The sequence below is a fragment of the Streptomyces sp. HUAS 15-9 genome (genome assembly GCF_025642155.1).
In the GTDB taxonomy this organism is placed as follows: Bacteria; Actinomycetota; Actinomycetes; order Streptomycetales; family Streptomycetaceae; genus Streptomyces.
Genome location: NZ_CP106798.1, coordinates 6,215,827 through 6,228,898, shown reverse-complemented (window position 1 = coordinate 6,228,898; position 13,072 = coordinate 6,215,827). Strand labels below are relative to the sequence as shown.

At 71.0% G+C, this 13,072-nt stretch carries 15 protein-coding genes; 5 read left to right on the top strand and 10 right to left on the bottom strand.

Annotated elements, in window-relative coordinates; all coding sequences use genetic code 11:
* Positions 1-342: 342 nt before the first annotated feature.
* Positions 343-2,052: a DAK2 domain-containing protein gene (locus N8I87_RS28895; protein ID WP_263213150.1), complete on the bottom strand. Its 1,710-nt coding sequence runs from the start codon at positions 2,050-2,052 to the stop codon at positions 343-345.
* A gap of 257 nt (positions 2,053-2,309) precedes the next feature.
* Here N8I87_RS28895 and rpmB point away from each other — a divergent pair, with 257 nt between their 5' ends.
* Complete coding sequence (gene rpmB, locus N8I87_RS28890; RefSeq protein WP_003993230.1) at positions 2,310-2,495, top strand: 50S ribosomal protein L28; 186 nt, start codon at positions 2,310-2,312, stop codon at positions 2,493-2,495.
* Between the two features lie 85 nt (positions 2,496-2,580).
* Here rpmB and thiD read toward each other — a convergent pair whose 3' ends face one another.
* Entirely contained in the window at positions 2,581-3,372 is a 792-nt protein-coding gene (gene thiD, locus N8I87_RS28885) for a bifunctional hydroxymethylpyrimidine kinase/phosphomethylpyrimidine kinase (RefSeq protein ID WP_263213144.1), read from the bottom strand.
* The gene (locus tag N8I87_RS28880) at positions 3,369-4,334 is read right to left on the bottom strand and encodes a thiamine-phosphate kinase (protein ID WP_263213143.1); all 966 of its coding nucleotides are present in this window, start codon (positions 4,332-4,334) and stop codon (positions 3,369-3,371) included. Before N8I87_RS28880 ends, thiD begins: the two co-directional genes overlap by 4 nt.
* 206 nt (positions 4,335-4,540) lie before the next feature.
* Between N8I87_RS28880 and N8I87_RS28875 the strand changes: the two genes are divergently transcribed.
* Both N8I87_RS28875 and N8I87_RS28870 read left to right on the top strand, forming a co-directional pair.
* Positions 4,541-4,774, top strand: coding sequence for an Lrp/AsnC family transcriptional regulator (locus N8I87_RS28875; RefSeq protein WP_003997603.1), 234 nt, complete (start codon positions 4,541-4,543; stop codon positions 4,772-4,774).
* 20 nt (positions 4,775-4,794) lie between these two features.
* Entirely contained in the window at positions 4,795-5,313 is a 519-nt protein-coding gene (locus N8I87_RS28870; RefSeq protein WP_263213139.1) for a DUF3515 domain-containing protein, read from the top strand.
* Positions 5,314-5,531: 218 nt separating this feature from the next.
* On the opposite strand, the gene N8I87_RS28865 is transcribed toward N8I87_RS28870, so the two are convergent.
* From N8I87_RS28865 to N8I87_RS28855, 3 genes are read right to left on the bottom strand one after another with little or no spacing between them, the layout of a single operon-like run.
* Positions 5,532-6,689 (bottom strand): D-alanine--D-alanine ligase family protein, encoded by a 1,158-nt coding sequence (locus N8I87_RS28865; protein WP_263213138.1) that lies wholly within the window; start codon positions 6,687-6,689, stop codon positions 5,532-5,534.
* Between the two features lie 59 nt (positions 6,690-6,748).
* Positions 6,749-7,759, bottom strand: a complete 1,011-nt coding sequence (locus tag N8I87_RS28860) for an NAD(P)H-dependent glycerol-3-phosphate dehydrogenase (RefSeq protein ID WP_263213136.1) — start codon at positions 7,757-7,759, stop codon at positions 6,749-6,751.
* Positions 7,756-8,538 carry a lysophospholipid acyltransferase family protein gene (locus tag N8I87_RS28855; RefSeq protein ID WP_263213135.1) on the bottom strand — a complete coding sequence of 261 codons (783 nt, stop codon included), beginning with the start codon at positions 8,536-8,538 and terminating at the stop codon, positions 7,756-7,758. Before N8I87_RS28855 ends, N8I87_RS28860 begins: the two co-directional genes overlap by 4 nt.
* Before the next feature lie 155 nt (positions 8,539-8,693).
* On the opposite strand from N8I87_RS28855, the gene cofC reads away from it, so the two are divergent.
* Together cofC and N8I87_RS28845 are read left to right on the top strand one after the other, a co-directional pair.
* Entirely contained in the window at positions 8,694-9,332 is a 639-nt protein-coding gene (gene cofC, locus N8I87_RS28850; RefSeq protein ID WP_263213133.1) for a 2-phospho-L-lactate guanylyltransferase, read from the top strand.
* Between the two features lie 125 nt (positions 9,333-9,457).
* Positions 9,458-9,670: a hypothetical protein gene (locus N8I87_RS28845; RefSeq protein ID WP_263213131.1), complete on the top strand. Its 213-nt coding sequence runs from the start codon at positions 9,458-9,460 to the stop codon at positions 9,668-9,670.
* Positions 9,671-9,736: 66 nt separating this feature from the next.
* Here N8I87_RS28845 and N8I87_RS28840 read toward each other — a convergent pair whose 3' ends face one another.
* The 4 genes from N8I87_RS28840 to leuC all read right to left on the bottom strand — a co-directional run bounded on the left by N8I87_RS28840 (position 9,737) and on the right by leuC (position 13,024).
* Complete coding sequence (locus N8I87_RS28840) at positions 9,737-10,366, bottom strand: HU family DNA-binding protein (protein WP_263213129.1); 630 nt, start codon at positions 10,364-10,366, stop codon at positions 9,737-9,739.
* Between the two features lie 136 nt (positions 10,367-10,502).
* On the bottom strand, positions 10,503-10,733 hold the full coding sequence (locus N8I87_RS28835) for an SCO5555 family protein (RefSeq protein WP_263213127.1): 231 nt from the start codon (positions 10,731-10,733) through the stop codon (positions 10,503-10,505).
* 263 nt (positions 10,734-10,996) lie between these two features.
* Positions 10,997-11,590 (bottom strand): 3-isopropylmalate dehydratase small subunit, encoded by a 594-nt coding sequence (leuD, locus tag N8I87_RS28830; protein WP_263213126.1) that lies wholly within the window; start codon positions 11,588-11,590, stop codon positions 10,997-10,999.
* Positions 11,591-11,596: 6 nt separating this feature from the next.
* Positions 11,597-13,024 carry a 3-isopropylmalate dehydratase large subunit gene (leuC, locus tag N8I87_RS28825; protein WP_263213124.1) on the bottom strand — a complete coding sequence of 476 codons (1,428 nt, stop codon included), beginning with the start codon at positions 13,022-13,024 and terminating at the stop codon, positions 11,597-11,599.
* Between the last annotated feature and the right edge of the window lie 48 nt (positions 13,025-13,072).

Sequence of the window (13,072 nt, the reverse complement as noted above, 5' to 3'; positions counted from 1 at the left end):
TGGAAGCCGACCTCCGCCACCCGGCCGACGCGGCCGCACGCGCGCGTGCGGTACTGACGGCCTACGAAGGGGCCGACGACACGGACGAGACCGTACAAGCACGCAGGGCCGAGGCGAGCCAGATGCTGGAACTGCCGGAGCCGTGAGCACAACTGGCCGCAGGGTGGCTGGAAGCCGACCTCCGCCACCCGGCCGACGCGGCCGCACGCGCGTGTGCGGTGCGTGCGTGGTCCCTGCTCCCTGCGGGAAGCTGAACGATCAGGACGCGGCCGCACGCGCGCGGTGCTCATGTCGCGCGCGGTGCTCATGTCGGGTGGCGCTGCCGCACGGCGGGCGTGCGGTTCATTCCACGCCGATGAGCAGCAGGGCTCCCTGCCGACCGCCCCGGTACACCACCGTGTCGACGGCGAGGTAGGTCTCGCGGACGCGGGCCTCCAGGCGGTCGGCGATCTCCTCCGGTGCGTCGTCGCCGAGGACCAGGGTGACCAGTTCTCCGCCGGCCTGGAGCATGCGGTCCAGGACGGTCTCGGCGGCGGCGGTGACGTCCGAGCCGATGACCGCGACGTCGCCGTCGATGAGGCCGAGGACGTCGCCGGCCTGGCAGATGCCGGCCATGGTCCAGGACTGGCGCTCGGCGACGGTGATCTCGGCGTAGCGGGTGGCGCCGGCGGCCGAGGTCATCTGGACGACGTCCTCGTCGAAGCGGCGCTGCGGCTCGTGGACCGCGAGCGCGGCGATGCCCTGGACGGCCGAGCGGGTCGGGATGAGGGCGACGCGAATGCCCTCGGCGCGGGCCTGTTCGGCCGCCGCGGCCGCCGTGTGGCGCAGGTCGGCGTCGTTGGGCAGCAGCACCACCTCGCGCGCGTGGGCACGTCGTACGGCCTCGACGAGCTCTCCGCTGGCGGGCGGCTCGCCGGGGCGGGCGAGCACGGTGGTGGCGCCGGCCTCGGTGTACAGCCCGGCCAGGCCCTCGCCGGGCACGACGGCCACCACGGCGCGCTGGATCCGCTCGCGGGGCGGCCGGGCGCCGCCGGTGTGCACATCGCCGAGCCCGAAGTGGGTGATCCGGATCCGGTACGGCCGCCCGGCCTCGACGCCCGCCTCCACCGCGGCGCCCGCGTCGTCGACGTGCACATGGACGTTCCACAGCCCGTCCCCGCCGACCACCACGAGGGAGTCCCCGAGGGCGTCGAGCCGGTCCCGCAGCCGTGCCACGGCGTCGTCGTCGGCCTCCAGCAGATAGATCACCTCGAAGGCGGGACCGCCGTCCTCCGCCCCGTCGCCGCACCTTGTCGCCTCCGCGGAAGCGGCCACCCCGCGCGCGTGCGCCTCCGCGACGGCCGCCAGGTGCCCCACATAGGCGGGCGCCGCCCCCTGCGCGCCCGTCGGCGCCTCCCCCGTGAACGTCTCCACCAGGGCGGCCAGGACCGCCACCAGCCCCCGCCCGCCCGCGTCGACCACTCCGGCCCGCTGCAGGACGGCCAGCTGCCCCGGAGTCGCCGCGAGAGCCGTACGCGCCCCCTCGTAGGCCGCGCGGGCAACCGTCCCGCAGTCCCCCTCGGTGCCCTCGGCCGCGGCGGCGGCGGCCGTGGCGACGGACAGGACCGTGCCCTCGACGGGGTGGGCCACGGCCCGGCGGGCCGAGTCGGCAGCGTGCCTCAGGGCGAGTCGCAGCCCTTCGCCGTCCGTGTGGGCGGCCGCACCGTCGGCGGTGAGCACCTGGGTCATGCCGCGCAGCAGCTGGGCGAGGATCGTCCCGGAGTTGCCCCGCGCCCCGATGAGGGCCCCGTGCGCCATGGCGTGCACGGCATCGGCCAGCGACGGCCCCGTGCCGTTCGCCGGGGCCGTCTCGTACCCGGCGAAGACCGCCTCGACCGCCGCCTCGGCCGACTCCAGGGTCAGATACAGGTTCGTGCCGGTGTCCCCGTCCGCCACCGGGTACACGTTGATCGCGTCGATCTCCTCGCGCGCCTGCCCCAGCGCCCGGAGCGCGAGACCGCACCAGGTGCGTACCGCGAGAGCATCGAAGAATGTCTGCGGCACCTGCGCCACCTGCGCCTCCCTGAGCTGCTGGACGTCGGACGCAGCGTAGACCCCGGGTCGCCGTCCACCGGAAGAGGGCCGGGAGCGGGGCCCTGAGCTGCCATGGTAGTTTCGTTGTACGGGCGCAGTCGTTGTATGCTGCTCCGGTTGCCCGATCCGATCGGGCCATTCCCCTGGCAACGCCACTCAAGATCTCAGGTTCTAGAATCTAGGTCCCGGCTTGCCGGGATCAACCGTAAGTGCATCTGAAGTCTTTGGAGTGACCCGTGGCTGCCAACTGCGACGTCTGCGGCAAGGGGCCGGGCTTCGGCAACAACATCTCGCACTCGCACCGCCGTACGTCCCGCCGCTGGAACCCGAACATCCAGCGTGTGCGTACCGTGGTCGGCGGGACGCCGAAGCGCGTGAACGCCTGCACCTCGTGCATCAAGGCCGGCAAGGTCTCGCGCTGACACATCGCAGCGCGCGGCCACTGCTGGTTCGCTGCATCGAGCCGGTCCACCTGCGGGTGGGCCGGCTTTTTGCCGTTCCTACGAGTCAGGCGCGGAACCGCCAGGCGTGATCCACCGGCCCGATCCCCCCGCCCAGCGCGAACCCGCCCGCGATCGCCCCGGTGACGTACGCCTTCGCCTCGGTGACCGCCTCCGGCACGGAGCGCCCCTGCGCCAGCCCCGCCGCGATCGCGGACGCGAGTGTGCAGCCGGTGCCGTGCGTGTGCCGGTTGTCGTGCCGAGGCGCCCGCAGCCAGTGTTCCTCTGACCCGTCGGTGAGCAGGTCCACGGCGTCTCCGGGCAGATGGCCGCCCTTGATCAGCACCCAGCGCGGGCCGTGGGCCAGCACGGCGGCCGCGGCCTCCCGCAGCCCCTCCTCCGATTCGACCCGCACGCCGGTGAGTTGGGTCACCTCGTCGAGGTTCGGGGTGGCCACGGTCGCCACCGGCAGCAGCTTCGTGCGCATCGAGTCAAGCGCGGAGGCGGCCAGCAGCGAGTCCCCGTGCTTGGAGACGCCGACCGGGTCCACGACCGCGGGGGCGTCCGTGTCGCCGATCAACGCGGCCACGGTCTCGACGAGTTCGGCCGAGGCGAGCATGCCGGTCTTCACGGCCTGTACGCCGATGTCGTCGACGACGCTGCGGTACTGGGCCCGCACCGCCTCCGCCGGCAGCTCCCAGGCCCCCCGCACGCCGAGGGAGTTCTGCGCGGTGACCGCCGTGATCACGCTCATGCCGTGCACACCGAGCGCGAGCATCGTCTTCAGGTCGGCCTGGATGCCCGCGCCGCCGCCGGAGTCGGAGCCGGCGACGGTCAGGACCCTCGGCGGGGCGCTCACGGCTCCATGTCCCCGAAGTGGTCCCAGCCGCCCTTGCTGGTCCACGGTGCCCCGTCGACCGTCACCTGGGGCAGCGCCGAGGGGTTGAGGACCTCGCCGATGACCTTCCAGCGGGCCGGCAGCTTCACGTCCGGCGGGAAGGTCGCCACGATCGCGTGGTCCTCGCCCCCGGTCAGCACCCACTGGAGCGGGTCGACGCCGACGGCCTGACCGATGTCGTTCATCTGGGACGGGATGTCGATCGCGCCGGAGCGGATGTCTATGCGGACCTTGCTGGCCTCGGCGATGTGCCCGAGGTCGGCGATCAGTCCGTCGCTCACGTCGCACATCGCGGTCGCGCCGAGCCCGGCGGCCGCGGGACCGGCGTGGTACGGCGGTTCGGGGCGGCGGTGGGCCTCGACGAAGGCGCGCGGCGAGCGGAAGCCGCGCGAGAGCACCGCGTACCCGGCCGCGGACCAGCCGAGCCAGCCGGTCACCGCGACGAGGTCGCCGGGCTGCGCTCCGGCCCGGGTCACCGGCTCCTGGTTGCGCAGATCGCCGAGCGCGGTGATCGACACCATGATCGTGTCGCCCCGTACGACATCCCCGCCGACCACGGCGGCGCCCGCGACCTGGCACTCGTCGCGCAGGCCGTCCATCAGCTCGCTGGGCCAGGTGACCGGGAGTTCGGCGGGGACGACCAGACCGAGCAGCAGCGCGGTCGGTACGGCGCCCATGGCCGCGATGTCCGCGAGGTTCTGCGCGGCCGCCTTGCGCCCCACGTCGTACGCCGTGGACCAGTCACGGCGGAAGTGCCGCCCCTCCAGGAGGATGTCGGTGCTCGCCACGACCCTGCGGTCGGGCGCGGCGACCACCGCGGCGTCGTCGCCGGGACCGACCCGGACCACCGGGGTGGTCGTCAGACGGGAGGTGAGCTCCCTGATGAGCCCGAACTCCCCGAGCTCACCAACAGTGCCCTTCATTGACCCTTCGCCCCTTCTGTCCCTGTCCGTGCCCGTTCGCGCACCATCATCGTCCTCGATACGGTCGAGGTGACCGTCAACTTCTGTCGTGCCTGCACCCCGGCGCGGATGTCCGGGCCTGCGCAGGTCTCCCCGCGGCGAGCGACGACGCGATACCGTGGCGTTCCTTTTCCCCACATGATCCTCGTGGCCGCCCTGGAGGTTCCGTGGTACAGGCGTACATCCTGATCCAGACGGAGGTCGGCAAGGCGTCGACCGTCGCCGAGACGATCAGCAAGATCCCTGGAGTCATCCAGGCCGAGGACGTGACCGGACCGTACGACGTCATCGTGCGGGCGCAGGCCGACACCGTCGACGACCTCGGGCGCATGGTGGTCGCCAAGGTCCAGCAAGTGGACGGCATCACCCGCACCCTGACCTGCCCGGTCGTGCATCTGTAGCCCCCGTCTACCCTTGGCCGGTGAACATGTTCCGTCACCGGCTCATCGGTCTGCCCGCGCTGGCCCTGCTGATCTCCGTCGCGGGCTGCTCATCAGCAGACGACAGTGCCACCGTCGCGGTTCCCAGTCCCGACGCGAAGACGGCCGGGTTGTGCCGCGAGCTGCACGAGGTGCTGCCGAAGAAGCTGGACGGACGGAGCCGCAACGACCCCGAACCCCGGTCCGCCTACACGGCGGGCTGGGGAAGCCCGGCGATCATACTGCGCTGCGGTGTCGTGCGGCCGCCCAAGATGATCGACCCCAAGGTGGCCCACGGCACCGACCCGAACGCGATCGGCGGCGCCGTCGACGGCGTCGACTGGCTCATGGAGAAGCAGGACGACGGGACGTGGCGGTTCACCACGGCCCAGCGCGAAGCCTATGTGCAGCTGATCCTGCCGAAGGAACTGTCGAGTCAGGACGACAGCGCCCGGGTGCTCGCCGAGATGGCGGCTTCCGTCAAAAAGGCGATCCCCACGGGGATCGCCTCCATGACTTGACTTCTCCCCCAGCCGGAGCAGGGGATTCAACCCCCACGGGTTGGCCTTCTGCTTCATCGACAGCTGCCGACCCGAACTGACGGCGAAGGGTTGGAGTGCCAACCATCGGTCTTACACCAGCTCCACAGACCTGACATCCCGCCGGCCCGGCGGCAGGCCCAGCCAGCTTGGTTTTCGCCGACCGGGCAGGCCCGACCCCATCGCCACGGGCCGACTCTCTAGCGCAGCCCGGTCGAGCGGCGCAGCGCGGCCTCGACCAGCCGGTCCACCAGTTCCGGGTAGCTGATCCCGGTCGCCTGCCACATCTGCGGGTACATCGAGATCGGCGTGAAGCCGGGCATCGTGTTGATCTCGTTGATCACGAACTCGCCGTCCTCGGCGAGGAAGAAGTCGGCGCGGACCAGACCCTCGCACGAGGCCGCCTCGAAGGCGTCCACCGCGAGCCGCCGCACCTCGGCGGTCTCCTCGTCGGTGAGCGGCGCCGGGACGATGCCGGGCGTGGAGTCGATGTACTTGGCCTCGAAGTCGTAGTAGGCGTGCGCGTCCGGCGGCGGGATCTCGGCCGGCACGGAGGCCCGCGGCCCGTCCTCGAACTCCAGGACGCCGCACTCGATCTCGCGGCCGCGCACCGCGGCCTCCACCAGGATCTTGGGGTCGTGGCTCTGCGCCTCGGCGATCGCCTCGTCCAGGCCGGACAGGTCGTCGACCTTGGTGATGCCGATCGACGAACCCGCGCGCGCGGGCTTCACGAACAGCGGCCAGCCGTGCTCGCCGGCGAAGTCGATGATCTTCTTGCGGGCGGCGGACTCGTCCTGCTGCCACTCGCGGGGCCTGATCACCACGTACGGGCCGACCTTGAGCCCGAAGGAGGTGAACACCCGCTTCATGTACTCCTTGTCCTGGCCGACGGCCGAGGCGAGCACACCCGCGCCCACGTACGGCACGCCGGAGAGTTCCAGGAGGCCCTGGAGGGTGCCGTCCTCGCCGTAGGGGCCGTGCAGCACCGGGAAGACCACGTCGACCTCGCCGAGGGCCTTGGGCACCGATCCGGGCTCGCTGTAGACGACCTCGCGGTTGGCGGGGTCGACGGGGAGCACCACGCCGCCCTCGCTGGACTCCGCGAGCTCCTCGACGGTCGGGGTGCGGCGGTCGGTGATGGCCATCCGGTCCGGCTCGTCGGCGGTGAGCGCCCAACGGCCGTCCCGGGTGATGCCGATCGGGAGGACGTCGTACTTCGTCCGGTCGATGGCGCGTAGTACGGCGCCAGCGGTGACCACGGAGATCCCGTGTTCGGAGCTGCGCCCGCCGAACACGACGGCCACGCGCGGCTTGCGGGACGGCTGCTCAGGGCTCTGGGGGAGGTTCTCGGTGCTCATATCGCGTTGAGAGTACCCGGTGGTAGGGCCCCGAGACAGCGTCCTACAGGCGGGATCGCTCAGCGTCGTTCCGGCTTTGCGCTGCGCGACATCAGCTCCTTGAGGGCCACCACCGGCGGCTTGCCCTCGTGCACGATGTCCACGACCGTCTCCGTGATGGGCATGTCGACGCCGTGCCGGCGGGCCAGATCCGCCACGGACTCGCACGACTTGACGCCCTCGGCGGTCTGCTTGGTGACCGCGATCGTCTCCTCCAGGGTCATGCCCTTGCCGAGGTTGGTGCCGAAGGTGTGGTTGCGGGAGAGCGGCGAGGAGCAGGTGGCCACCAGGTCGCCCAGGCCCGCGAGTCCGGAGAAGGTCAGCGGGTCGGCGCCGAGCGCCAGGCCGAGCCGGGTGGTCTCGGCGAGGCCGCGGGTGATGAGCGAGCCCTTGGCGTTGTCGCCGAGGCCCATGCCGTCGGCGATGCCGACCGCGAGGCCGATCACGTTCTTGACCGCGCCGCCGAGTTCGCAGCCGACGACGTCGGTGTTGGTGTACGGGCGGAAGTACGGCGTGTGACAGGCGGCCTGGAGCCGCTGGGCGACCGCCTCGTCGGTGCAGGCGACCACGGCGGCGGCGGGCATGCGCGCGGCGATCTCCCGGGCCAGGTTGGGCCCGGTGACCACGGCGATACGGTCCTGGCCGACCTTGGCGACGTCGTCGATGACCTCGCTCATCCGCATCGCGGAGCCCAGCTCGACGCCCTTCATCAGGGAGACGAGAACGGTGTCGGGGGCGAGCAGCGGAACCCATTCCGCAAGGTTGGCGCGCAGGGTCTGGGAGGGGACCGACAGGACCGTGAAGTCGGCGCCTGCGGCGGCCTCGGCCGGGTCGGTGGTGGCCCGCAGGTTCTCCGGGAGCTCGACGCCCGGCAGGTAGTCCGGGTTCGTCCGGGTGGAGTTGATCGCCTCGGCGACCTCCGCGCGGCGCGCCCAGACGGTGACCTCGCAGCCCGCGTCGGCGAGCACCATGCCGAAGGCCGTGCCCCACGAACCGGCGCTGAAGACCCCTGCCTTGACCGGCTTGCTCACTTGCCCTGTCCCTGCCCTTCTGCCTGCTTGCTCTGGGTCTGCGTCTGCGCCGCGGTCCTGCGTCGCTGCTCGATCCGCTCCCGGCGCGGGTCGTAGGGCGTTTCGGGCGCCTTCTCGCCGCGGATCTCCTCCAGCAGGCGGGTGATGGCGGCCATGATGACCTCGGTGGCCTCCTTGAGGAGCTCCGGAGTCATCTCCTGGTCGTAGAAGCGCGACAGGTCGACCGGCGGGCCCGCGAGGACGCGGTGCGTCTTGCGCGGCCAGAGGTCGGGCTTCTTGGCGTACGGCGCCAGCAGTTCGTTGGCGCCCCACTGGGCGACCGGGATGACCGGGCACTTGGTCTGCAGCGCCACGCGCGCGGCACCGGTCTTGCCGGTCATGGGCCAGCCGTTCGGGTCGCGGGTGAGGGTGCCCTCGGGGTAGAAGGCGACGCACTCACCGCGCTCCACGGCGTCGATCGCGGCCCGGAACGCGCTGAGCGCGTCGGTGCTCTCGCGGTAGACGGGGATCTGCCCGGTGCCGCGCATCGCGGCCCCGACGAATCCCTTCTTGAAAAGCCCGCTCTTCGCCAGGAATCGCGGAACCCGTCCGGTGTTGTACTGATAGTGCGCGTACGCGAAGGGGTCGACGTGTGAATTGTGGTTCACCGCGGTGATAAATCCGCCGTCGGCCGGAATGTTCTCCATTCCATGCCAGTCCCGCTTGAGCAGAACCACCAGCGGCGGTTTGCAGAGGACCGCTGCGAAGCGGTACCAGAACCCGATTCTGCGGCGGGACACACGGACACCTTCCTCTAGGCCTTCTCCCCGGGTGCGGGGGCCGCACAAGTGTCGCCCCGGGCCGCCGGTCTGTCGAGGACACCGTACGCCCGATGACCGGAACCGCCGGATGACCCGGGTGACAATGTCCGCAACAAGAGAGGGACGGTACGTCGGTGCAGTGGACCTTGGTCATACCCCTCAAGCCCCTCGCGCGGGCCAAGAGCAGGCTCTCGGACACCGCCGCCGACGGGGTGCGCCCGGCACTGGCACTCGCGTTCGCGCAGGACACGGTGGCCGCGGCGCTGGCATGTCCGCAGGTCAAGGATGTGGCGGTCGTCACGGACGACGAGCTGGCCGGGCGCGAGCTGGCGGCGCTGGGTGCCCGGATCGTCCCGGACGAGCCGGCCGGCGGCCTGAACGCCGCGCTGGCGCACGGAGCGGGGGTCGTACGGTCGTCGCGTCCGGGAACTCCCGTGGCGGCCCTGAACGCCGACCTGCCGGCCCTGCGGCCCGCGGAATTGTCCCGGGTGCTGGCGGCCGCGGCGGAATTCCCGCGTGCCTTTCTCGCCGATGCGGCCGCAATCGGGACCACCCTGCTGGCGGCGGCCCCGGACCGGGAATTGGACCCGGCATTCGGCACCGATTCCCGGTCCCGGCACCGCGCCTCGGGGGCGGTGGAACTCCGCCTCGAAGCGGTCGACTCGGTACGACAGGACGTGGACACGGGCGATGACCTACGAGCGGCCCTGGCCCTCGGGGTGGGCCCCCACACGGCGTCGGTATCGGCGGGCTTGCTGATACCGGGGTCCTGAGACGCCCGGCGCGGGGCGCCGGGCCCAGGGGCGCGGGGAACCGCGCGACCAGCCACGACAGACCCGCAGTCGGCAGACGGCCCGCAGCCCGACGGCGAGCCGCCGGGGGCACTACGCTGACCGTCATGCACGCGACGGCATACACGTACGACCCGAACACCCGCAGCGGTCAGGTGCTGCTCGACGACGGCACCCCGCTGCCCTTCGACGCCCCCGCATTCGACGCCGGAGGCCTCCGCCTGCTGCGCCCCGGCCAGCGCGTACGGATCGAGACGGAACCGGCGGAGGGCTCCGGAAAGGACCTCCGCATCACGCTGGTGACCCTGCAGACGTTCTGAACGCGCCGCGGGCCGGGCTCCCGAGGGGAGTCCGGCCCGGCGTGTGAGTGCCCTGCGCCCTGCTGATCAGCGGGCGGTGGCCTTCTTGGCGGTGGTCTTGCGTGCCGTCGACTTCTTGGCGGGGGCCTTCTTGGCCGTGACCTTCTTCGCCGGGGCCTTCTTGGCGGTGGTCTTCTTCGCCGCCGCCGTGGTCTTCTTCGCCGCGGCCGTGGTCTTCTTGGCGGTCGTCTTCTTCGCCGTGGTCTTCTTCGCGGTGACCTTCTTCGCGGGTGCCGCCTTCTTGGCGGTGACCTTCTTGGCCGCCGCCTTCTTGGCGGTGACCTTCTTCGCGGCGGCCTTCTTGACCGTCGCGGCCGCGCCGCCGGTCAGGCTGCCCTTGGGTGCCTTCTTGACGGCGACCTCGCCGCCGCGCGGGAGCTTCTTCGTGCCGCTCACCAGGTCCTTGAAGCCCTGACCGGCGCGGAAGCGCGGCACGGAGGTCTTCTTGACCCGAACCCGCTCGCCCGTCTGGGGGTTGCGGGCGTAGCGGGCGGGACGGTCCACCTTCTCGAAGGAACCGAAACCGGTGACCGAGACCCGGTCCCCGGCGACCGTCGCGCGGACGATGGCGTCCAGGACCGCGTCGACAGCGTCGGCGGCCTGCTGGCGGCCGCCGAGCTTGTCGGCAATCGCTTCTACGAGCTGCGCCTTGTTCACGTCTTCCCCTTCGGAGACATCGCCAGAACGAAAGTGTTCAAGCTTTTTCGCACGTTAGGCAGATATATACCGCAAATCAAACACGAAACGGGCTTATCACCCGTGCGCCGCAACGGACTCGGCTGTCTCGTGCGGTTCAGCCTTCCTCGTCGGGGAATCGACCCTCGTCGAGGTCCGCCGTGAACCGCTCCAGACGCCTTGCCGCATCGGCGAGATCGTGCTTGGCCGCGGCCGTAATGACCAGCAGCTTCCGGGTCAGCGCCATCCGTACGCCCTCCGGGACTTGCAGTGCGCGCACTCTTGTGTGCGCTTCCTTCAGTTGGTCCGCGACCGCCGCATAGAGCTCGAGTTGGCCGTCGTGTTCCATGCACAGATTGTGCCATCTGGGGCGAGTTGTCGCCTGCGCAGGGTGCAACTGCCGCCTCAAATGGCCTTCCGGGCACTTGCGAAGGACGCGGATACTGCACTCACGTACCCCGGCAACAGCCTTCGTAACGTGGGAAGTTGGGCCGACGTGCGAGAACGCGCGGGGCCGTTCGGGTGCAGACATGGCTGTACCCCCAATCGTGGCGATCGGGGGTACAGAAGAGGCGCTGCGGTGGCCGAAATCAGACCTGGATCAGGCGCCGGTCAGCTCTGGAGCGTCCGCGGCTTGTACGACGGGCGCTTGGCCTCGTACGTGGCGATGTCGGCCTCGTTCTGGAGGGTGATGGAGATGTCGTCCAGGCCGTTCAGCAGCCGCCAGCGGGAGTTCTCGTCCAGCTCGAAGGAGGCGGTGACGCCCTCGGCGCGCACCTCACGGGCCTCAAGGTCCACCGTGATCTCGGCCGTGGGGTCCTTCTCGGTGAGCTCCCACAGCGCGTCCACGGTCTTCTGCTCCAGAACCACTGTGAGCAGGCCGTTCTTCAGCGAGTTGCCCCGGAAGATGTCGGCGAAGCGGGACGAGATCACCGTCTTGAAGCCGTAGTTCTGCAGCGCCCAGACTGCGTGCTCACGGGAGGAGCCGGTGCCGAAGTCGGGGCCCGCGACCAGGACCGTGGCGCCCTTGCGCTCGGGCCGGTTGAGGATGAAGCTCTCGTCCTTGCGCCAGGCCTCGAACAGCCCGTCCTCGAAACCGTCCCGGGTCACCTTCTTGAGCCAGTGAGCAGGGATGATCTGGTCCGTGTCGACGTTGCTGCGGCGCAGCGGGACGGCCCGGCCGGTGTGGGTGGTGAATGCTTCCATGACTGATCAGACTCCAGCGGGCGCGGGGGTGTCGGCGGACAGGTCGGCGGGGGACGCCAGGTGGCCCAGGACGGCCGTCGCGGCCGCGACCTGCGGCGACACCAGGTGCGTACGGCCGCCCTTGCCCTGCCGGCCCTCGAAGTTGCGGTTGGAGGTGGACGCGGAGCGCTCACCGGGGGCCAGCTGGTCCGGGTTCATGCCCAGACACATCGAGCAGCCCGCGTGCCGCCATTCGGCGCCGGCCTCCTTGAAGACCACGTCCAGGCCCTCGGAGACGGCCTGCAGGCCCACGCGCGCGGAGCCCGGGACGACCAGCATCCGTACGCCGTCGGCGACTTTGCGGTCCTTGACGATCTCGGCGGCGGCGCGCAGGTCCTCGATGCGGCCGTTGGTGCAGGAGCCTACGAAGACGGTGTCCACCTTGATGGAGCGCAGCGGCTGACCGGCCTCCAACCCCATGTATTCCAGGGCCTTTTCGGCGGCCAGGCGCTCCGAAGCGTCTTCGTACGAAGCCGGGTCGGGGACGGACGCCGAAAGCGGCGCGCCCTGGCCGGGGTTGGTGCCCCAGGTGACGAACGGCGAGAGGGCGGCGGCGTCGATGTGCACCTCGGCGTCGAAGACCGCGTCCTCGTCCGTCTTCAGGGTCTTCCAGTACGCCACGGCGGCGTCCCAGTCCTCGCCCTCGGGGGCGTGGGCGCGGCCCTTGATGTACGCGAAGGTCGTCTCGTCGGGGGCGATCATGCCCGCGCGGGCGCCGGCCTCGATCGACATGTTGCAGATGGTCATGCGGGCCTCCATCGAGAGCTTCTCGATGGCGGAGCCGCGGTACTCCAGGATGTAGCCCTGGCCGCCGCCCGTACCGATCCTGGCGATGATCGCCAGGATCAGGTCCTTGGCGGTGACGCCCTCGGGCAGGTCGCCGTCGACCGTGATGGCCATGGTCTTCGGGCGGGCCAGCGGGAGCGTCTGGGTGGCCAGCACATGCTCCACCTGGGAGGTGCCGATGCCGAACGCCAGCGCGCCGAAGGCACCGTGCGTGGAGGTGTGGGAGTCACCGCAGACGACCGTCGTGCCGGGCTGGGTCAGACCCAGCTGCGGGCCGACGACGTGCACGACGCCCTGCTCGACGTCGCCCAGCGGGTGCAGCCGCACACCGAACTCGGCGCAGTTCTTGCGCAGGGTCTCCAGCTGGGCGCGGGAGACCGGGTCCGCGATGGGCTTGTCGATGTCGAGGGTCGGGGTGTTGTGGTCCTCGGTCGCGATGGTGAGGTCGAGACGGCGCACCGGGCGGCCGCTGAGGCGCAGGCCGTCGAAAGCCTGCGGGCTGGTCACCTCGTGCAGCAGGTGCAGATCGATGAAGAGGAGGTCGGGCTCGCCCTCGGCGCGCCGGACGACATGGTCGTCCCAGACCTTCTCCGCGAGTGTCCTACCCATCGCTTTCCCTCCGGCCGGCAAAGGTGCGCCGGCCCAACTAGAGATCTT